Genomic DNA, 23610 nt, shown 5'->3' with positions numbered 1-23610 from the left:
ACCTTTCCGGCGCCCCGACGAACCGATGGAAGTGAGCATGAGCGCTGCTGACGTAGCGGCCACCATCGTCCGGTTGTACGAATCGGCGGTCGAGGCGCACCCCGACGCGCCGGTGATCACCGACGGCGACCGCGTGTGGTCGTACCAGGAGCTGAACTCGGCCGCCAACCGCATCGCTTGGTGGCTGATCGGGCGCGGTGTCGGGCCGGAGCAGACGGTGGGTGTCGCCCTCGACCGCGGCATCGGCCAGGTCGCCGCGCTGCTCGGCACGCTCAAGGCGGGCGCCGTCTATCTGCCGCTCGATCCGGTCCTGCCGGCCGAGCGCATCAACTACCTGCTGGCCGACGCCACGCCCAGCCTGATCCTCGACGGCGACGCCGCCGCCTGGGCCGGGCAACCGGAAGACACTCCGACGGTGCCGCTCACCTCGGACAGCCTGGCGTACGTCATCTACACGTCCGGCTCCACCGGGACGCCGAAGGGCGTCGGCGTCACGCACGGCAGCATGGTCAACCTTGCCCGCACGGTCAGCGGCCAGTACGCCCTGGGCGACACCCCGCGGGTGCTGCAACTGGCGTCGCTCGGCTTCGACGTGGCCATCTGGGAGCTGCTCACCGCGGTGGCCACCGGCGGCACCTTGGTCGTCAGCCAGGCCGACCAGCTCTCCGGCGATGACCTGCTCAGGGTGCTGCGGGAGCAGCGGATCACGCACGTCACGCTGCCAGTCCCGGTGCTGGCCTCGCTTCCGCCGGACGCCGAGAATCGGCTTCCCGACCTGACCACGGTGCACATCGGCGGGGAGACCTGCCCGCCCGAGCTGGTGCGGCGGTGGTCGGCGGGCCGCCGGCTGATCAACGGGTACGGCGCGACCGAGACCACCGTGGCCGCTACCCTCACCGCGCCGCTGAACGGCCCGGACGCCCCGATCGGCAGGGCCATCGACGGCACCCGCGTCTACGTCTTGGACGACACGCTGGCGCAGGTCGTCTCGGGAACGGCCGGCGAGTTGTACGTCGCGGGCACCAACGTGGCCCGGGGCTATCTACGCCGGCCGGGCCTGACCGCGTCCCGGTTCCTCGCCGATCCGTACGGGCAGCCCGGGTCGCGGATGTACCGCACCAGCGATGTCGGCCTGATCCGCCCCGACGGGCAGCTGGAGTTCCTGCGCCGCGCCGACGACCAGGTCAAGATCCGGGGTGCCCGGGTGGAGCCCGGCGAGCTCGAGGCGGTGCTGCAGCGCCGGACCGACGTCGTGCACGCGGCCGTCACCGTACGGCCGAACGCCCGCGGTGAACGACAGCTCGTCGCCTACGTCGTTCCGGCCGCGGCCGCCATCGGCGCGGCGGACCTGCGCGACGACCTGCGCGGCACGCTGCCGTCGTACCTGGTCCCGGCCAATGTCGTGCTGCTCGACAGCCTGCCGCTGACCCCGAACGGCAAGGTCGACCGTGACGCCCTGCCCGACCCGGAGTACATCCCGGCCGGACTCGACCGGACTGCGCGCAGCCCGGTCGAGGACATGCTCCGGGTGGTGTTCGCCGAGATCCTCGAACTGCCGCAGGTGGGGTTCGACGACGACTTCTTCGACCTCGGTGGGCACTCGCTGCTGGCCGGCCGGTTGATCGGCCGGATCCGCGGCACCCTCGGCCTCGAGGTGGGCATGAAGGACTTATTCGAGAAGTCCACCCCGGCCGCCCTGGCGTCGTACCTGCAACGGCAGGAGGCCGGCCCGGCCCGCCCGGAGCTGACCCGCCTGCCTCGGCCCGAGCGGATCCCGCTCTCCTTCGCGCAGCAGCGGCTCTGGTTCCTGCACCGCCTTGAAGGGCCGTCGGCGACCTACAACATGCCGCTCGCCCTGCACCTGACCGGGAAGGTCGACACCGGCGCGCTGGCTGCGGCCCTCACCGACGTCATCGGCCGCCACGAGCCGCTGCGCACCCTCATCCACGAGGTCGACGGTCAGCCGTACCAGCAGATCCTGGACCCGGGGGAGGTGCGCCCGGCCCTGCCCGTCCGTCCGATCGGCGCGGCGCAGGTGGACGAGGAAGTGCGTCGGTCGGCACGGCACGAGTTCGAGCTGGCCCGGCAGATCCCGGTCCGCGCCGAACTGCTCACCGTCAGCCCGGACGAGTCCGTACTGGTGCTGGTCATCCACCACATCGCCGGCGACGGCTGGTCCGGCGCGCCCCTGGCCCGGGACCTGGTCACCGCCTACTCGGCCCGGCTCAACGGGGTCGTACCGCAGTGGCCACCGCTCCCGGTCCAGTACGCCGATTACACGCTCTGGCAGCGTACGATGCTCGGTGGCGAGGAGGAGCCGGCAAGCCCGCTGACCGAGCAACTGCGGTACTGGCGTGAGCAGCTCGCCGACCTCCCACACGAGATCACCGTGCCGGGCGACCGGCCTCGCCCGGCCGTCGCCACCTACCGCGGCGGCGTCGTCCCGATCACCATGGACGCCGAGCTGCACGCCGGCATCACGGAGCTCGCCCGCCGCAACGGCGCCACCGTCTACATGGTCCTGCAGGCCACCGTGGCCGCGCTGCTCACCCGGCTCGGCGCCGGCACGGACGTCGCCATCGGTGCCGGCGTCGCCGGACGGTCCGAGCCCGCACTCGACGATCTGGTCGGGCTCTTCGTCAACATGCTGGTGCTCCGCACCGACACCGCCGGCTCGCCGTCGTTCACCGAACTGCTGCATCAGGTGCGTGACACCAGCATCGAGGCGTACGGCCACCAGGACATCCCGTTCGAGCAGCTGGTCGAGAGCCTCAACCCGGATCGGGTCGCCGGCCGCCAGTCGCTGTTCCAGGTCGCCCTGGTCCTGCAGAACAACACCTCTGTTCCGTTCGACCTGCCCGGCCTGCGGGTACGCGCGGAGCAGATCCCGACCGGGACCGCCCGGTTCGACCTCTCGCTGAGCGTCACCGAGCACAGGGACGGAATCAGCGGTACCGTGGAGTACGCCGCTGACCTCTACGACCGCGCGACGGCGGAGGCTGTCGTCGAGCGCTGGATCCAATTGATCCGCCAGGTGATGGCGGATCCGAGCCGCAGGGTCGACACGCTCGACGTCACCACTCCCGGCGACGAGTCCCGGCTGGCCGGGTGGCGGCGGTACGAACGGGACGTCCCGCCGGTGACCCTCGGCGACATGTTCGCCCGGCAGGTGGCTGCCACGCCGGACGCGATCGCCGTGAGTGACGGCAGCGATGTGTGGACGTACCGCGAGGTGAACCGGTACGCCAACCACGTCGCGGGCCGGCTGATCGATCGGGGCATCGGCCCGGAGGACCTCGTCGCCGTCGCCATGCCGAGGTCCGCGCGCCTGGTGGCGTCCCTGCTCGGGGTGCTCAAGGCAGGTGCCGCGTATGTGCCGGTGGACCTGGTCTTCCCGGATCGTCGCAACCGGCACGTGATCATCGACTCGGACCCGCGGCTGGTGCTGACCTCCCGTGCTGGTGCCGAGAACCTGCCCGCCGACCTGCCCTGTGAGCTGGTCATGATCGACGACTGGGGTACCGGCCGGGGCGACGATCCGGCGGACGCCGACCGGGTACGGCCCTCGAACGTCGACAGCCCGGCGTACGTCATCTACACCTCCGGCTCGACCGGGCAGCCCAAGGGCGTCGTGGTGACCCACCGCGGCCTTGCGGCCTTCGCCGAGACTCTGCGGGAGCGGTGTGCCGCAGGACCGAACGACCGGGTGCTGCAGCTGTCGTCGCCCAGTGTGGACGCCTCGGTTTTGGAGATGGTATGGGCGTTCAGCTCCGGGGCCCGGCTGGTCATCGCCAGCCAGCACCGGCTGGCCGGCGACGAGCTGGCTCAGGCGCTCGCGGAGCAGCGGATCACCCACGCGCACATCCCGCCATCGGCGTTGAGCACTATTCCGGCAGAGGCTGCCGGACGGCTTCCCGAGTTCCGGATACTCAGCGTCGGCGCGGAGTCCTGCCCGCCCGAACTGGTCCGGCTGTGGCTGCCGGGGCGGGACTTCGTCAACGCGTACGGCCCGACCGAGTGCACGGTCGCCGCCTCACACACCTTCCCGCTGGCCGAGGCGCGCGCCCCGATCGGCCGGCCGGTCATCGACGCTGAGCTGTACGTACTGGACGAGACGCTCCGGCCGGCGGCTCCCGGGGTGCCCGGCGAGTTGTACATCGGTGGGGCCGGCCTGGCTCGGGGCTACCTGCGCCGGGGTGGGCTGACCGCGTCGCGGTTCGTTGCGAACCCGTACGGCGAGCCGGGGTCACGGATATACCGGACCGGCGACGTCGTCCGATGGAACACGGACGGCGAGCTGGAGTACCTGGGGCGCTCCGACGAGCAGGTGAAGGTCCGCGGCTTCCGGGTCGAGCCCGGCGAGGTCGAACACGTCCTCGCGAGCCAGCCGTCGGTCGATAGAGCCGTGGTGGTGCCCCGCCGAGACCGCTCGGGGTCGGTCTCCCTGGCGGCGTACGTGGTGCTGGCGGCGGCGGCGTCGCCAGCCGGCTTCGACGATCAGCTGTCCGAGTGGAACGACATCTACGACCAGGTCTACGCCGGTTTCTCCGGTGACGCGGGCAACGACTTCATCGGCTGGACCAGCTCGTTCACCGGCGGTCCGATCCCGATCGAGGAGATGCGGGAGTGGCAGCGGTCCGCGGTCGACGCAGTGCGGCGCTTCGGGCGCGGCCGGGTGCTGGAGATCGGCTCGGGCTCCGGCCTGCTGATGACTCCGTTGGCCGACGCCGTCGACGAATACTGGGGCACAGACCTGTCTGAGGTCTCGATCGACCGGCTGCGCGCGTTCGCGGACGCCCGCGGGTGGAACGACGTGCGGCTGTCCTGCCAGCCGGCGCACGACGTTTCCGGCCTGCCCCGCCGCTACTTCGACACGGTCGTCATCAACTCGGTGGTGCAGTACTTCCCGAGCGCTGACTACCTGCGCGACGTGCTCGCCCAGGTCGTGGACCTGCTCGCCGACGGCGGCCGGGTCATCGTCGGCGACGTCCGGCACTACGGCCTGCTGCGGGTGTTCCTCGCGGCGGTGCACGACTTCCGTGGCACCGAGGGGCGGCGCGCGGCGGTCGAGCACGCCATGGCGGTGGAGAAGGAGCTGCTGCTGGCCCCCGAGTTCTTCACCTCGATCGACCACCCGGCCATCACCGGTGTCGAGGTGACGCTCAAGGCCGGGCAGGCGTCGAACGAGCTGACCGGCTACCGGTACGAGGTCGTCCTGCACACCGCCCCGGCGCGGCGGCTCGCGACGCTGCCCGTGCTGGTGTGGGGCCGAGACACCACCGACCTGGACGAGGTGACCGGCCCGGCGCGGGTGACCGGCATCCCGAACCCGCGGCTGGCCGGCGGGGTGGCCGCGGTGCGGTTGCTGGACGGCATGGACGCGGTGCCCCCGTCGGCGGGCCCGGAGCTTGAACCCGAGGCGGTGCGCCGGTGGGCGGTCCAGCGCGGCATGCGGGCGGTGCCGACGTGGTCGTCGAACCGCTGGAACACGTACGACGTCGTGCTGATCGACGCCGCCGAGGCGGAACCTCTGGCCGACGTGTACCGCCCGGCCGACGGCGTCGAGCCGGCCAACGTCCCCGCAGTCGCCCGTACGGCCGGCGAGCTGGTGTCGGAGTTGCGCTCGACGGTGCAGAGGTTGCTGCCGGACTACATGGTCCCGGCCACAATTACCCCGATCGAGCGGATCCCGGTCACTCCGAACGGGAAGATCGACCGCCGGGCGCTGCCGGACCCGGAGGTGGTGCTCTCGCGCGGACGCCACCCGCGAACCCCGCTGGAGCAGATCCTCTGCGAGCTGTACGCCGACATCCTGGGCCTGGAGCGGGTCGGCGTCAACGACAGCTTCTTCGATCTGGGCGGGCATTCGCTGTTGGCCACCAGGCTGACCAGCCGGATCCGCTCGGCGCTCGGCGTCGAGGCGCTCCTGCAACAGATCTTCGCCGCGCCGTCGCCGGCCGAGTTGGCGGTGGTGTTGGGCGAGGAGCAGGGTCGGGTGCAGCGGGCGCTGGAGCCGGTGGTGCGGCCGGAGGTGTTGCCGTTGTCGTTTGCTCAGCAGCGTTTGTGGTTCTTGCACAAGTTGGAGGGATTGTCGGCGACGTATAACTCGCCGTTGGCGTTGCGGCTTTCGGGCTCGTTGGATGTGGGCGCGTTGCGGGCTGCGTTGGGTGATGTGGTGGGCCGGCATGAGGCTCTGCGGACGGTGTTCGCGGAGGTGGATGGTGTGCCGTGTCAGCGGGTGTTGGACGCGGTGGATGTCGGGTTGCCGGTGCGTGAGGTGTCCGCGGGTGAGTTGCCGGGTGCGTTGCGGCAGGCGGCTCGGTACGAGTTCGACTTGGCTCGGGAGATTCCGGTGCGGGCGTGGTTGTTCGTGGCTGGTCCGGGTGAGTGGGTGTTGATGCTGGTGTTGCATCACATCGCGGCTGATGGCGCGTCGTTGGGGCCGCTGGCGCGGGATTTGGCGACGGCGTATGCGGATCGTCGGGTGGGTCGTGGTCCGTCGTGGTCGCCGTTGCCGGTGCAGTACGCGGATTACACGTTGTGGCAGCGGCGGTTGCTTGGTGAGGAGGCTGATCCGGGCAGTGTGTTCGGGCGTCAGCTGGCGTATTGGCGTGGGCAGTTGGCGGGTTTGCCGGAGCAGGTGACGTTGCCGGCTGATCGGCCTCGGCCGCAGACGGCGTCGTATGCCGGTGACGTGTGGATGTTCCGGTTGGATGCGGGGTTGCACGCGGATCTGTTGCGGCTGGCCCGGGCGTCGGGGGCGACGTTGTTCATGGTGTTGCAGGCGGCGTTGGCGGCGGTGCTGACGCGGCTGGGTGCGGGTGAGGATGTGCCGATCGGTAGTCCGATTGCTGGTCGTAGCGATGATGCGTTGGACGATCTGGTTGGGTTTTTCGTGAATACGTTGGTGTTGCGGGCTGACACGTCCGGGAATCCGGGTTTTGGTGAGTTGTTGGAGCGGGTGCGGGATACGTCGTTGGAGGCGTATGCGCATCAGGATGTGCCGTTCGAGTTTTTGGTGGAGAAGCTCAATCCGCATCGCAGTACCGCGCATAATCCGTTGTTCCAGGTGCTGCTGGCGTTTCAGAACAACCCGGACACCAGTTTCCACCTGCCCGGCCTGCGCGCCGAGCCGGAGGAAATCGGCACCGGTGTGTCCCGGGTGGACCTCACCCTCAACGTCACCGAGACGTTCGGCGCGGACGGTGCGCCGCAGGGCATCCGCGGCGCAATCGAGTACGCCACCGACCTGTACGACGCGAGCACCGTCGAGTCGTTCGCCGCACGGTTCGTGCGCATGCTGCAGGCGGCCGTCGCGGACCCGAGCCGCCGGATCAACGCCGTCGACCTGCTCTCCGGCGAGGAGAATGCGACGGTTCTCGCTCTGTCCGGGCGGGACGCGGCGGTGCCCGACCCACGGGTGTGGCCGGCCGTCTTCGAGGCCACAGCCGCCGCTGTCCCGGACGCGACCGCCGTGGTCGAGGGGCAGCTCAGCTGGACGTACGCGGAACTGAACGAGAACGCGAACCGGTTGGCCGGATACCTGATCGACCGTGGCGTCGGACCCGAGGACATCGTCGGCGTGCTGATGCCGCGTAGCACGATGCAGCTCGCTGCCGTGCTCGCGATCGGCAAGGCCGGTGCCGCGTTCCTGCCGATCGACCCGGCGTACCCGGCGGAACGGATCGGGTACCTCATCGTGGACGCCCGGCCGAAGATGCTGCTCACCGACACCGCCCATGCGGAGGTGGCGGCCGGCGCCATCGCGATCGACGACCCCGCCGTGGCCGCTGCGCTGCGGGAGGCGCCGGTGACCGACCCGGCCGGCGTCGCCGTGCGGCTTGAACACGCCGCCTACGTCATCTACACCTCCGGCTCGACGGGCCGGCCCAAGGGCACGATCATGACCCACAGCGGTCTGGCGGCGCTGGCAGTCAGCGGCTGCGAGCGGGCGGCCGTCGACCGGGACAGCCGGGTCCTGCAGCTCACCTCGCCGAGCTTCGACGTATCCGTCTTCGAGTTCCTCGCCGCGTTCCACGCGGGGGCCGTGCTGGTGATGCCCGAGCCCGGCCGGCTGGCCGGCGAGGAGCTGGCGGAGCTGCTTGCGGACGCGGGCGTTTCGCATGCCTTCGTGCCGCCGTCGGTGCTGGCGACGCTGCCGGATGAGGCCCCCGGACGACTGGCCGGGCTGCGGAGTCTGGTGGTCGGCGGGGAGGCGTGTTCGGCGGATCTGGTCCGGCGCTGGTCGGTGGGACGGCGGATGACGAACCTGTACGGCCCGACGGAGACCACGGTGGCGGCGTCGATCAGCCGCCCGATGTCCGGGGAGGCGCACCCGATCGGCGCTCCGCTGCCGGGTACCCGGGTGTACGTGCTCGACGCGAACCTGCGCCCGGTCCCGCCGGGCGCGCGCGGCGAGCTGTACATCGGTGGTATCGGAGTGGCCCGGGGATATCTCGGTCGCCCGGCCCTGACGGCGTCGCGGTTCGTGGCCGACCCGTTCGGCCCGGCGGGCGCACGGGCGTACCGGACCGGTGATGTGGTCCGGTGGAACGCCGACGGCGAGCTCGAGTACTTCGGCCGGTCCGACCACCAGCTCAAGATCCGTGGCTTCCGGGTGGAGCCAGGCGAGATCGAGGCCGCGTTGGTGCGGCGGCCGAGCGTCGCGCAGGCCGTCGTGGTCGCCCGGCGCGATCAGCACGGCTTCCAGGCGCTGTACGCCTATGTGACGGCCGGCGCGGAACCCGCCGACGCCGATCGCCTGCGCGAGGAGCTGCGCGCCGAGCTGCCCGATTACCTCGTGCCGGCCGCGATCGTAGTGCTCGACGAGTTTCCGCTCAACGCCAACGGCAAGCTGGATCGCAATGCGCTGCCCGAGCCGCGGTTCGTCATCTCGGCTGTGGACAACCGGACGCCGGGCACGCCGCAGGAGGAGATGCTGCGATCCGTGTTCGCCGACGTCCTGGGGCTCGAGCAGATCGGCGCCGACGACAACTTCTTCGACCTGGGTGGGCACTCGCTGCTGGTGACCCGGTTGATCTCGCGGGTGCGCGGCATGCTCGGCGTGGACGTGTCGATGCGGACGTTCTTCAACGCTCCGACCCCGCGGCAACTGGCCGCTCAGCTCCTCAAGGGCGGCCCGGTGCCGGCCCGGTTGCAGCCGGTGCCACGGCCCGAGGCGCTCCCGCTGTCGTTCGCGCAGCAGCGTTTGTGGTTCCTGCACAAGCTGGAGGGGCCGTCGGCGACGTACAACTCGCCGCTGGCGATCAAACTCTCCGGCGATCTGGACGTGGACGCGCTGCGGCTAGGGCTGGCGGACGTCGTCGTCCGGCACGAGGCGCTGCGGACGGTCTTCGCCGAGCGGGCCGGGAACCCGTACCAGCGGATCCTCGACTCCGCCGAGGTCGAACTGCCCATTCGTGAGGTGCCCCAGTCGAAGCTGCCGGACGTGTTGCGCGAGGCGGCCCGATACGAGTTCGACCTGGCACGGGAGATCCCACTGCGGGCGTGGCTGTTCGCGGCCGGTCCGGGCGAGTGGGTGTTGATGCTGGTGCTGCACCACGTCGTCGCCGACGGCTGGTCGCTGCAGGTGTTCGTGTCCGACCTCACCGCCGCGTACACCAGCCGGCGGGCCGGACACGCGCCGTCGTGGCAGCCGCTGCACGTGCAGTACGCCGACTACACGCTCTGGCAGCGTGAGCACCTGGGCGCCAACGACGACCCGGACAGTGTGTCCAGCCGGCAGGTCTCCTACTGGCTGGAGCAGCTGGCGGATCTGCCCGACCAGGTAACGCTGCCGACCGACCGGCCGCGCCCGGCGGTCGCCAGCTACCGCGGTGAGACGGTCACCTTCGACCTCGACGCCGAGGAGCACGGCGAGCTCGTCCGCCTGGCCCGGGAGACTGGCACCACCCTGTTCATGATTCTTCAGGCGGCCCTGGCCGGCCTGCTCACCCGGCTCGGGGCCGGAACCGACATTGCGATCGGCTCGCCGATCGCCGGGCGCACCGACGACCGTCTCGAAAACCTGATCGGTCTGTTCGTGAACATGCTGGTGCTGCGCACCGACACCGCCGGCGATCCGACCCTGGGCGAGCTGCTCACCCGGGTACGGGAGACCTCTCTGGCCGCGTACGCCCACCAGCACATGCCCTTCGAATACCTGGTGGAACGGCTCAACCCGCACCGCTCGGCAGCCCATCACCCGCTGGTGCAGATCCTCTTCGGACTGCAGAACACCGCCGAGCAGAATGTCAGCCTGCCGGGCGTCACCGCCTCCGGCATGTCGGTCGACACGGGCGTCTCTCGGGTGGACCTGTCGATCAACATCGTCGAGGCCTCGGCGCGGGATGGCAGCCCGGCCGGTGTCACTGGTCTCGTCGAGTTCTCCACTGATCTGTATGACCGGGCGACGATCGAGGCGTTCGCGGCTCGGTGGGTGCGGGTGTTGCGGGCGATGGTGGTGGCGCCGGGGTCGCGGTTGAGTGGGGTGCAGCTGCTGGGGGTCGATGAGCGGGTTCGGTTGTTGCAGCGGTGGGGGGCGGCGTCGGGTCCGGTGGCGGCGGTGACGCTGTCTGAGTTGTTCGAGCGTCGGGTGGCGGCCACGCCGGATGCGGTGGCGGTTGTCGAGGGGGAGCTGAGTTGGTCGTATGCGCAGCTGAATGCGTATGCGAATCGGGTTGCCTGGTCGTTGATCGAGCGCGGTGTGGGTGTCGAGGATGTGGTGGCGGTGGTGTTGCCGCGCGGCGCGGTGCAGGTCGCGACGGTGTTGGGGGTCGTGAAGGCGGGTGCGGCGTATCTGCCGGTGGATCCGAGTTATCCGCGGGCTCGGGTGGAGTATTTGTTGCGGGATGCTGCTCCGGCGTTGGTGATCGGTGAGGGGGATGTCTTCGACGGGCAGCCGGAGCATGACCCGGTGTGTCCGTTGCCGGTGGACGCTGCCGCGTATGTGATCTATACGTCGGGTTCGACGGGGCAGCCCAAGGGTGTCGTGGTGACCCACCGCGGGCTCGCGAGCATGGCCGCGACGCAGCAGCGCCTCGGGGCGGGCGAGGGCTCGCGGGTGCTGCAGTTCGCCGCGCTCGGCTTCGACGCCACGGTGTGGGAGCTGGTGATGGCCCTCGGCGCCGGCGCCGTTCTGGTGGTGCCCGAGGCCGACCGGCTGGCCGGGGGGGACCTGGCGGCCGTCCTGCACGAGCAGCGCATCACCCACCTCACGCTGCCGCCGACCGTGCTGGCGACGGTGCCGGCCGACCGGCTGCCCGACCTCGGCACCCTGGTGGTCGCCGGGGAGGCGTGCCCGCCCGAACTGACCGCGCGGTGGTCGCCCGGACGCCGGATGTTCAACGCGTACGGCCCGACCGAGTCGACCGTCTGCGCATCGATCAGCGCGGAGCTTTCACCCGGCCCGGCACCGATCGGCCGCCCGGTGCTGAACACCCGGCTCTACGTGCTGGATGACGCGCTTCAACCGGTGGCGTCCGGGGTCCCGGGCGAGCTGTATATCGTCGGCGAGGGCCTGGCCCGGGGTTATCGGGGCCGTGCCGGTCTGACCGCGACCCGGTTCGTGGCCGATCCGTACGGGCCCGCCGGCACGCGGATGTACCGCACGGGCGACGTGGTCCGGTGGAACGCCGACGGGGATCTGGAGTACCTCGGCCGCTCCGACGAGCAGGTGAAGATCCGTGGCTTCCGGGTGGAGCCCGGCGAGGTGGCGTCCGTGCTGCTGCGCCATCCTGCGGTTGCCCAGGCCGCCGTCATCGTCCGGCTGGACCAGCTTCTCGCGTACGCCGTTCCGGCCTCCGGGCGGGCGGTCCGCGACGGAGTGCTGCGCGCGTACCTGCAGGACGAGCTGCCGGAGCACATGGTTCCATCGGCGGTCGTCCTCCTCGACGAGATTCCCCGTACCTCGCACGGGAAAGTCGACCAGCGGGCGCTGCCGGACCCCGAGCAGGCCGGCGGCCGGGGGCGCGCACCGCGTACGCCGCAGGAGGAGCTGCTATGCGTCCTGTTCGCGCAAGTGCTCGACGTGCCGCAGGTGGACCCGGACGACAGCTTCTTCGATCTGGGCGGGCATTCGCTGTTGGCCACCCGGCTGATCATTCGGATCCGCAAGGCGTTCCGCTGCGAGCTGCCGCCGCGCGCGCTGTTCGCCGCGCCGTCGCCGGCCGAGTTGGCGGTGGTGTTGGGCGAGGAGCAGGGTCGGGTGCAGCGGGCGCTGGAGCCGGTGGTGCGGCCGGAGGTGTTGCCGTTGTCGTTTGCTCAGCAGCGTTTGTGGTTCTTGCACAAGTTGGAGGGATTGTCGGCGACGTATAACTCGCCGTTGGCGTTGCGGCTTTCGGGCTCGTTGGATGTGGGCGCGTTGCGGGCTGCGTTGGGTGATGTGGTGGGCCGGCATGAGGCTCTGCGGACGGTGTTCGCGGAGGTGGATGGTGTGCCGTGTCAGCGGGTGTTGGACGCGGTGGATGTCGGGTTGCCGGTGCGTGAGGTGTCCGCGGGTGAGTTGCCGGGTGCGTTGCGGCAGGCGGCTCGGTACGAGTTCGACTTGGCTCGGGAGATTCCGGTGCGGGCGTGGTTGTTCGTGGCTGGTCCGGGTGAGCGGGTGTTGATGCTGGTGTTGCATCACATCGCGGCTGATGGCGCGTCGTTGGGGCCGCTGGCGCGGGATTTGGCGACGGCGTATGCGGATCGTCGGGTGGGTCGTGGTCCGTCGTGGTCGCCGTTGCCGGTGCAGTACGCGGATTACACGTTGTGGCAGCGGCGGTTGCTTGGTGAGGAGGCTGATCCGGGCAGTGTGTTCGGGCGTCAGCTGGCGTATTGGCGTGGGCAGTTGGCGGGTTTGCCGGAGCAGGTGACGTTGCCGGCTGATCGGCCTCGGCCGCAGACGGCGTCGTATGCCGGTGACGTGTGGATGTTCCGGTTGGATGCGGGGTTGCACGCGGATCTGTTGCGGCTGGCCCGGGCGTCGGGGGCGACGTTGTTCATGGTGTTGCAGGCGGCGTTGGCGGCGGTGCTGACGCGGCTGGGTGCGGGTGAGGATGTGCCGATCGGTAGTCCGATTGCTGGTCGTAGCGATGATGCGTTGGACGATCTGGTTGGGTTTTTCGTGAATACGTTGGTGTTGCGGGCTGACACGTCCGGGAATCCGGGTTTTGGTGAGTTGTTGGAGCGGGTGCGGGATACGTCGTTGGAGGCGTATGCGCATCAGGATGTGCCGTTCGAGTTTTTGGTGGAGAAGCTCAATCCGCATCGCAGTACCGCGCATAATCCGTTGTTCCAGGTGCTGCTGGCGTTTCAGAACAACCCGGACACCAGTTTCCACCTGCCCGGCCTGCGAACAAGGCTGGAGGGGGTCAGTACCGGGCTGTCCCGTGTGGACCTGTTCATCAGCCTCGCAGAGCAGCCGGATGCCGGCGGTGTGATCGGGGTCGTCGAGTACGCCACCGACCTGTACGACGCCGCGACGGTCGAAGCTTTCGTCGGCCGCTGGCTGCGATTCCTGGCCGCCGTCGCGCACGATCCGGAGCAGCGCATCGGGTCGGTGGACCTGCTGCTCGACGGCGAGCGGGAGCGGCTGACCGGCTGGGCGTACGCCCAGCCGGAGGTGGAGCCGACCACCCTGTCTGAGTTGTTCGAGCGTCGGGTGGCGGCCACGCCGGATGCGGTGGCGGTTGTCGAGGGGGAGCTGAGTTGGTCGTATGCGCAGCTGAATGCGTATGCGAATCGGGTTGCCTGGTCGTTGATCGAGCGCGGTGTGGGTGTCGAGGATGTGGTGGCGGTGGTGTTGCCGCGCGGCGCGGTGCAGGTCGCGACGGTGTTGGGGGTCGTGAAGGCGGGTGCGGCGTATCTGCCGGTGGATCCGAGTTATCCGCGGGCTCGGGTGGAGTATTTGTTGCGGGATGCTGCTCCGGCGTTGGTGATCGGTGAGGGGGATGTCTTCGACGGGCAGCCGGAGCATGACCCGGTGTGTCCGTTGCCGGTGGACGCTGCCGCGTATGTGATCTATACGTCGGGTTCGACGGGGCAGCCCAAGGGTGTCGTGGTGACCCACCGCGGCCTCGCCGCGCTCGCCTCCGGAACGGTCGGCCGCAACGCCGTCGCCGGCAACAGCCGGGTGCTGCTGATGGCGTCGCCGAGCTTCGACGCCTCGGTCCTCGAACTGATGATGGCCATCGGCGCCGGTGCGGCCCTGGTCGTCTCCCGCGAGTCGCGACTGGCCGGCGAGGAGTTGGCTACGCTGATCGCGGAGGCGCGGGTCACGCACGCGTTCGTGCCGCCGTCAGTGCTGGCGACCTTGCCCAGTGCGACCACCGGAGAGCTGCCGGCGTTCCAGGGCCTGGTGGTCGGCGGCGAGGCGTGTTCGTCCGACCTGGCGCGCCGCTGGTCGGCGGGCCGGCGGATGACGAACCTGTACGGCCCGACGGAGACCACGGTGGCGACGACGGTCAGCCGCCCGTTGTCCGGGGAGGCGCATCCGATCGGTGCCCCGCTGCCCGGATGGCGGGTGTACGTGCTGGACTCGAACCTGCATCTGGTGCCGCCCGGGTCGCGGGGCGAACTGTACATCGGCGGCGTCGGCCTGACCCGGGGCTACCTGCGCCGGGCCGGCCTGACGGCGTCGCGGTTCGTGGCCGATCCTTTCAGCCCGGCCGGTGCGCGGATGTACCGCACCGGTGACGTGGTCCGGTGGAACGCCGACGGGGAACTCGAATACCTGGGCCGTTCCGACCACCAAGTCCAGATCCGGGGTATCCGCGTCGAGCCGGGCGAGCTGCAGGCCGCGCTGACGGCACATCCGGATGTGGCTCGCGCGGTCGTCGCGGTCCGCGACGATCGGCAAGGTGACCCCGCGCTGGTTGGTTACATGGTGCCCGAGCGGCCCGGCGCCGACCCCGCGGCCGTCCGCGAGGATCTGCGCCGGATCCTGCCCGATCACCTGGTGCCGGTCGCGATGGTCGTGCTGCCGGAGATCCCGCTGACGCCGAACGGCAAGCTCGACCGGGACGCGCTGCCGGATCCGGAGTTCGCGTCCTCGCGGGGACGCGACCCACGTACCCCCGAGGAAGAGATCCTGTGCGGACTCTTCGCCGAGGTTCTCGGCCTGGAGCAGGTCGGCGCCGAGGACGACTTCTTCGACCTGGGCGGACACTCGCTGCTGGGTACCCGCCTGATCAGCGGGATCCGGGCAAAGCTCGGCTTCGAGGTGCGGCTGCTGACCCTGTTCGAGGCGTCCACGCCGGCCGCGCTGGCCCGGGCGATCCTGGCGGCGAATGCCCCGGCCCGGACGGCGCTGGAGCCGGTGCCGCGACCGGAGCTCCTGCCGCTGTCGTTCGCCCAGCAGCGCCTGTGGTTCCTGCACAAGCTGGAAGGACCGTCGCCGACCTACAACATGCCGCTCACGCTGCGGCTGTCGGGGCCGCTCGACGTACCGGCGCTCCAGGCCGCGCTGACCGACGTGGTGGGCCGGCACGAGGCCTTGCGCACCGTCTTCGCCGAGCACGACGGCCAAGCGTACCAGCGGATCCTGGACCCGGTCGAGATCGAATTGCCGGTGCACGACGCCGCCTCGGACGAAGCGCTGCAGGCCGCCGCGCGCCACCGGTTCGACCTGGCCGGGGAAATCCCGCTAAGGGTGTCGCTGTACGCGGCCGGTCCGGGCGAGTGGGTGTTGATGCTGGTACTGCACCACATCGTCGCCGACGGGTGGTCGCTGCGGCCGCTGGCGCGGGACCTGGCGACGGCGTACGCGGCGCGCGCGGCCGGCCGGGCCCCGGACTGGGCGCCGCTGCCGGTGCAGTACGCCGACTACACACTGTGGCACCGGGAGTTGCTCGGCGACGACGCGGATCCGGACAGCGCGTTCGGTCGCCAGCTCGCGTTCTGGCGGGACCGGCTTGCCGACCTGCCCGAGCAGGTGACCCTGCCGACCGACCGCCCGCGGCCAAGGATGGCCAGTTACCGGGGCGACGTAAGCACCTTCCAGGTGGACGCGGAGCTGCACGCGGGGCTGATGGCGATGGCCCGGCGGACCGGTTCGACGCTGTTCATGGTGCTGCAGACCGCGCTGTCGGCGCTGCTGACCCGCTCCGGTGCCGGCACCGACGTGGTAGTCGGCGCCGGCGTGGCCGGTCGTACCGACGAACGCCTCGACGACCTCGTCGGATTCTTCGTCAACATGATGGTGCTGCGCACCGACACGACCGACGATCCGACGTTCGTCGAGCTCCTTCAGCGGGTACGCGCCAGCAGCCTCGCCGCGTACGCGCACCAGGACATCCCGTTCGAGTACCTGGTCGAGAAGATCAATCCGCTGCGGTCGGCGTCGCATCAGTCGCTGTTCCAGATCGCCATGGTGCTGCAGAACAACGCCGAGGCCAACTTCGACCTCTCCGGCGTGCGGGTGTGGCAGGAGGGCCGTGGCACCGGCACGTCCCGGTTCGACCTGTCGCTGAGCCTGACCGAGACCACCACGGCCGACGGGCGCCCCGCAGGTGTCACTGGTCTCGTCGAGTTCTCCACTGATCTGTATGACCGGGCGACGATCGAGGCGTTCGCGGCTCGGTGGGTGCGGGTGTTGCGGGCGATGGTGGTGGCGCCGGGGTCGCGGTTGAGTGGGGTGCAGCTGCTGGGGGTCGATGAGCGGGTTCGGTTGTTGCAGCGGTGGGGGGCGGCGTCGGGTCCGGTGGCGGCGGTGACGCTGTCTGAGTTGTTCGAGCGTCGGGTGGCGGCCACGCCGGATGCGGTGGCGGTTGTCGAGGGGGAGCTGAGTTGGTCGTATGCGCAGCTGAATGCGTATGCGAATCGGGTTGCCTGGTCGTTGATCGAGCGCGGTGTGGGTGTCGAGGATGTGGTGGCGGTGGTGTTGCCGCGCGGCGCGGTGCAGGTCGCGACGGTGTTGGGGGTCGTGAAGGCGGGTGCGGCGTATCTGCCGGTGGATCCGAGTTATCCGCGGGCTCGGGTGGAGTATTTGTTGCGGGATGCTGCTCCGGCGTTGGTGATCGGTGAGGGGGATGTCTTCGACGGGCAGCCGGAGCATGACCCGGTGTGTCCGTTGCCGGTGGACGCTGCCGCGTATGTGATCTATACGTCGGGTTCGACGGGGCAGCCCAAGGGTGTCGTGGTGACCCACCGCGGGCTCAGCGGCCTCGCCGCCACCCTGCGCCAGCGCTGCGGGGCCGACGTGGACAGCCGGATCCTGCAGGCTTCGTCGCCGAGTTTCGACGCCGCTGTGCTGGAGCTGGTCTGGGCCTGGGATTCCGGCGCCGCCCTGGTGATCGCCTCGGCGGACCGGCTGGCCGGCGACGAGCTGGCGCGGGCCCTCGCCCACCACCGGATCACCCACGCGCTGATCCCTCCGTCGGTGCTGAGCACCCTACCGGCCGACGCGCCGCGGACCCTGACCGACTTCCGTACCCTCATCGTCGGTGCCGAGGCATGCCCGCCCGAGCTGCTGCGGAGGTGGGCGCCCGGCCGGCGGATGGTGAACGCTTACGGGCCGACCGAGGCGACCGTCGTCGCCAGCCAGACCGGTGACCTGCACGAACCCCCGGTGTCGATCGGCAAGCCGGCGCTCGGCACCCGGCTGTACGTGCTGGACGAAAGGCTCGGGCTGGCCGCTCCCGGGGTCCCGGGCGAGCTGTATATCGTCGGCGAGGGCCTGGCCCGGGGTTATCGGGGCCGTGCCGGTCTGACCGCGACCCGGTTCGTGGCCGATCCGTACGGGCCCGCCGGCACGCGGATGTACCGCACGGGCGACGTGGTCCGGTGGAACGCCGACGGGGATCTGGAGTACCTCGGCCGCTCCGACGAGCAGGTGAAGATCCGCGGCTTCCGGGTGGAGCCCGGCGAGGTGGAACGCGTCCTCGCCGCGCAACCGTCGGTGGCGCGGGCCGTCGTGGTGCCGCGGCCGGACCGCTCCGGTGCCGTCTCGCTCGCCGCGTACGTCGTACTGGCCGACCAGGGTTCGGCAACCGACTTCGACGATCAGCTGGACGAGTGGCGCAGCATCTACCACGAAGTTTACAGCGGCTTGGCGCGCGAGCCGGGCGCCGACTTCGCGGGCTGGAACAGTTCGTTCACCGGCGCGCCGATCCCGATCGAGCAGATGCGGGAGTGGCAGCGGTCCGCAGTGGAGCAGGTGGCCCGGTTCGGCCCTCGCCGGGTCCTGGAGATCGGCGCGGGCTCCGGCCTCCTGATGGTCCCGCTGATCGAGCGGACCGAGGAGTACTGGGCGACGGACTTCTCGGCGGCCGCCGTCGAGCGGCTACGGGAGTACGCCCGGGAACGCGGCTGGGAGCATGCGCACCTGCGCTGCCAACCGGCCCACGACGTGTCGAGGCTGCCCCGCGGCCACTTCGACACCATCGTGCTGAACTCGGTGGTCCAGTACCTCCCGAGCGCGGATTACCTGCGCGACGTGCTGGGCAAAGCGCTCGACCTGCTGGCCGACGGTGGCCGGCTGATCCTCGGCGACGTGCGGCACCACGGCCTGCTGCGGGCGATGCACGCCGCTGTACACGAGTTCCGTAACCCCGGGTCCGGCTCGTCGGCCGTGGACCACGCAGTGGCGATCGAGAAGGAACTGCTGCTCGCGCCCGAGTTCTTCACCGCCTTCCGGCATCCGCGGGCCACCGGCGTCGAGGTGCTGCTCAAGCGGGGCAGCGCGGACAACGAGCTGACCGCGTACCGGTACGAGGTGGTGCTGCACACCGGCGCGACCCGGCCGGTCGGGGACCTGCCGGAGCTGGTCTGGGGCCGTGACGTCACGGACCTGGCCGACGTGAAGGCGCCGGCACGCCTGACCCGGATACCGAATCCGCGACTGGCCGGCACCACCGAACCCCGGCTGCACCCGGAGCAGGTACGCCGGCAGGCCGCGGAGCGCGGCTTGCGGGCGGTGCCCACTTGGTCGCCGCGGAACTGGGACGTGTACGACGTGGTGCTGCTCGCCGCCGGCGAGGACGAGCCGCTCACAGACGTCTACCGACCGGGCACTCCGGAGGTGGTCGCCAACGTGCCTGCGGTCGCCCGCACCGCCGGTGAGCACGTCTCCGAGCTGCGCGGCACGATCAAGTCGTTGCTGCCCGACCACATGGTGCCGACCACGATCACGCCGATCGAGCGGATCCCGCTCACCCCGAACGGCAAGATCGACCGCCGGGCGCTGCCGGAACCCGAGATCGTCACCACCACGACCGAGGAGCGCGGGCCGCGCGACCCGTACGAGGAGATCCTCTGCGAGCTGTACGCCGACCTGCTCGGCCTGCCCCGCGTCGGGGTCGACGAGAGCTTCTTCGACCTCGGCGGGCACTCGCTGCTCGCCACCAGGTTGACCAGCCGGATCCGTGCCGTGCTCGGCATCGAGGTGCCGCTGCAGCAGGTGTTCGCCGCGTCGACGCCTGCCCAGCTCGCCGCGGTGCTGGCACAGGGGTCGGGCCGTGCGGGGCCCGCGCTGGAGCCGGCGCCACGACCGGAGGTCCTCCCGTTGTCGTTCGCGCAGCAGCGCCTCTGGTTCATGCAGAAGCTGGAGGGGCCGTCGGCGACGTACAACTCGCCGCTGGCGGTGCGCTTGTCCGGCGCGCTCGACGTGGCCGCGATGCGCGCCGCCCTCGCCGACGTGCTGGCCCGGCACGAGGTGCTGCGCACCGTCTTCGGCGAACGGCGCGGGGAGCCTCACCAGCGGATCCTGGACGCCGTCGAGATCGACCTGCCAGTACGTGCGGTGGCCGAGGGCGACTTGACCCAGGTGCTCCGCGACGCCTCCCGGCACGAGTTCGACTTGTCCCGGGAGATCCCGGTGCGGGCGTCGCTGTTTACCACCGGACGCGACGAATGGGTGCTGCTGCTGGTCGTGCACCACGTCGCGGTGGACGGCTGGTCGATGCGGCCGCTGGCCCGGGACCTGACCACGGCGTACGAGCAACGCAGGGCCGGTCACGCCCCGGACTGGGCGCCGCTGCGGGTCCAGTACGCCGACTTCGCCCTCTGGCAGCGCCGGATGCTGGGCGACGAGGCTGACCCGGACAGCCGGCTCAGCCGCCAGCTCGCCTACTGGCGTGACCAGCTGGCCGGTCTGCCGCGACTGGTGACGTTGCCGGCCGATCGGCCCCGCCCGGCCGAGGCCAGTTACCGGGGTGCCACGCTGACCCGCAACCTCGACGCGGACCTGCACGAGGCTCTGCGCGTGCTGGTCCGGCGCCACGGATCCACCCTGTTCATGGCGTTGCAGGCGGCGCTCGGCGCGCAGCTGAGTCGCAGCGGTGCCGGAACCGACATCCCGGTCGGCGCGCCGACCGCGGGACGCGCCGACGACGCCATCGAGGACCTGGTCGGCTTCTTCATCAACACGCTCGTGCTGCGGATCGACACCTCCGGCCGCCCCAGCTTCACCCGGCTGCTGGAGCAGGTGCGGGACACCAGCCTGGCCGCGTACGCCCATCAGGACGTGCCCTTCGACCACCTGGTGGAGAAGCTCAACCCCGACCGGTCGCCCGGGCAGCACCCGCTCTTCCAGGTCCAGCTGGTGCTGCAGAACACGCCGGACGCCGAGTTCGAGCTGGCCGGGCTGACCGCACGGCCGCAGCTGGACGGGGTCGAGACCGGGGTGTCGCGGGTGGACCTGTCCGTCAACGCGATCGAGACGTTCGACGACCACGGTGCGCCCGCCGGGCTGATCCTCGTCGTCGAGTACGCCACCGACCTCTACGACAGTGCGACGGTCGACGCCTTCCTCGACGAGTTCGGCCAGCTGCTGCACGAGGTCGCCGACTCGCCCGACCAACCCATCGGAGGACTCGAATTGGACAACATCGCCGCGCCGGTGCCGGGAACTCTGCCGCAGCTCTTCGAAGCCTGGGCTGCTGCTGCGCCGTCCGCGATCGCCGTGACCGACGGCGCGGCCGACACCACGTACGCCGAGCTGAACAGCCGGGCCAACCGGATGGCGCGGGCGCTGATCGACCGTGGGGCCGGCCCGGAGGATCTCGTCGCCGTGCTGCTGCCGCGCAGCGTCCGGCAGGTCGTCACGATTCTGGCCATCGCCAAGAGCGGGGCGGCGTACCTGCCGATCGACCCGACCTACCCGGCCGACCGGGTGGCGTATCTCTGCGCGGATGCCCGGCCGAAGCTGGTCGTGACGGACGCCGCCGGGGTGGCCCGCTTCGGCGTGAACCAGCCGGTGATCGACGTCGACGACCCGGCGACCGTGGCGCAGTGGGAGAGCCGGCCGGACAACGACCCGACCGACCGCGGCCGCACGACTGCCCTCGGCCTCGACCACCCGGCCTACGTCATCTACACCTCCGGGTCGACCGGCCGGCCCAAGGGTGCGGTGATTACCCACGCTGGGCTGGCCGATGCGGCGGAGTCCTGGCGGCAGCGCTGGGGTGTGGAGCCGGGCAGCCGTGTCCTGCAGCTCTCCTCGCCGAGCTTCGACGCCTCCATCATGGACTTCATCGTGGCGTTCGCCACGCAGGGAACGCTCGTCCTGCCGGAGCCGGGACTGATCGTGGGTGACGCGCTGGCCCGGGTGCTGGCCGAGAAGCGGATTACGCACCTGGTGACCCTGCCGTCGGTGCTGGCCAGCATGCCGGTCGACGCGGCGGGCAGGCTCACCGACCTGCGCGGCCTGCTGCTCGGCGGCGAGGTGCTGACACCCGATCTCGCCGCACGCTGGTCGCCGGGCCGGCGCATGGTCAACGTGTACGGCCAGACCGAGACGACCATCGCCTGCACGATGACCGACCCGCTGGACGGTGAGCGCGTCACGGTCGGCCGACCCAACGCGGGCATGCGGGTGTACGTCCTCGACGCCGATCTGCGCATCGTGCCGCCCGGCGCCGAGGGTGAGCTGTACGTGGCGGGACCCGCAGTCGGGCGCGGATACCTGCACCGGTCCGGCCTGACCGCCGAGCGGTTCGTCGCCGACCCGTACGGCCCGCCCGGCTCACGGATGTACCGCACCGGCGACCTCGGCCGGCTCAACTACGCACTCGAGCTGGAGTACGCCGGCCGTACCGACGAACAGGTGAAGATTCGCGGGATGCGGGTCGAGCTGGGCGAGGTGGAGGCCGCGCTGGCCGAGCATCCGGCGGTGACGCGGGCCGCGGTGGCCGTACGGGCCGACCGTCAGGGCGACCTGGCCCTGTTCGGGTACGTCATCCCGGCCCAGCCTGGCGCCGACATCAGCGGTATCCGCGAGGACCTGCGCCGGTCGCTGCCCGAGCATCTGGTGCCGGCGGTGGTGACGGCGATGACGGATTTCCCGCTCACGCCGAACGGCAAGGTGGACCGGGACGCGCTGCCGGCCCCGCACGTCACGGCGCTGGTCGGCCGCGGGCCGCGTACGCCGCAGGAGGAAATCCTCTGCGGCCTGTTCGCCGAGGTGCTGGGCCTGGGCCAGATCGGCGTCGAGGACAACTTCTTCGACCTGGGCGGCCATTCGCTGCTGGCGAACAAGCTAATCGCCCGGATCGCCGAGGTGATGGGCACGGAGATCCCGATCCGGACGTTCTTCGCCGGTCCTACCGTCGCGCAGCTCGCCGAGCAGCTCGGCTCCGACGGTGTCGGCCGGGCGTTCGACGTGCTGCTGCCGTTGCGCACCGGGGGCACCCTGCCACCGCTGTTCTGCGTCCACCCGGGGGCAGCGATCTGCTGGGCGTACTCGGATCTGCTGTTGCACCTGAGCCCCGACTTCCCGGTGTACGGGCTGCAGTCCCGCGCGCTCAGCCACCCCGACGAGCTCCCGGAGAGCCTGATCCAGGTGGCCGACGACTGCATCGAGGAGATGCGTCAGGTGCAGAAGACCGGCCCGTACTACCTGCTCGGGCAGTCGTTCGGCGGGGTCGTGGCGCAGGCCATGGCCGCCCGGCTGGAGGCCGCCGGGGAGCAGGTCGGGCTGATCGTGGCGCTTGACTCCGAGCCGGCCCGGCCGCTGAGCGAGGAGGAGCAGGCGCAGGTCATCGAGGCTACCGGCAAGGTCTACACCGGCATCCTCGAGGTGCTGGGCGTCGACCCGGCAGCTTTGCCGAGCGGCAACCTCACCTTCGCACAGTTCTCCGAACTGGCCCGGACCACCAACACGGTCCTGGGCAACGTCGCCGAGGAGGAGTTCCAGCTACTCATGGCGATTTTGCACCGCAACATCTCGATCGCTACCAGGCACCGCACGGAACGGGTCGATGCCGACATGCTGATCTTCGGCGCGGCCCAGGAACGGGAACGGGTGCTCGACCCCGAGGTTTGGCGGGAGTTCGTCGGCGAGATCACCTACCACCCGATTGCGACCAGTCACAGCACGATCATGGCGCCTGAGGCGCTCCAGGTGATCGGCCCGATTCTCGAGCAGCACCTGCGGGCCGTCATCGCCGGCAACGCCACGACCAAGGAGGAGAACTGATGGGTAACCCATTCGACGACACCGAGGGCCGGTTCCTGGTGCTGGTCAACGACGAGGGTCAGTACTCGATGTGGCCAGCGGCGATCGACGTGCCGGCAGGGTGGACCGTCGCCCACCCCGAGGACAGCCATCAGGCGTGCCTCGACTACGTCGAGCAGAACTGGACCGACATGCGCCCGCGGAGCCTTGTTCGCGCCATGGCTGAGGAGTCCTAA

At 70.6% G+C, this 23610-nt stretch carries 2 protein-coding genes; both read left to right on the top strand.

Annotation, left to right across the window (positions count from 1 at the left end):
* Positions 1-37: 37 nt before the first annotated feature.
* Positions 38-23395, top strand: a complete 23358-nt coding sequence (locus ACN27F_RS16335; protein WP_421434376.1) for a non-ribosomal peptide synthase/polyketide synthase — start codon at positions 38-40, stop codon at positions 23393-23395.
* Entirely contained in the window at positions 23395-23610 is a 216-nt protein-coding gene (locus ACN27F_RS16330; RefSeq protein WP_289208428.1) for an MbtH family protein, read from the top strand. The genes ACN27F_RS16335 and ACN27F_RS16330 overlap by 1 nt, the downstream gene beginning before the upstream one ends.

It is taken from the genome of Solwaraspora sp. WMMB335, assembly GCF_049179075.1.
Taxonomy (GTDB): domain Bacteria; phylum Actinomycetota; class Actinomycetes; order Mycobacteriales; family Micromonosporaceae; genus Micromonospora_E.
The sequence above is the reverse complement of the archived record's forward strand: the minus strand, read 5'-3'. Positions and strand labels throughout refer to the sequence as shown.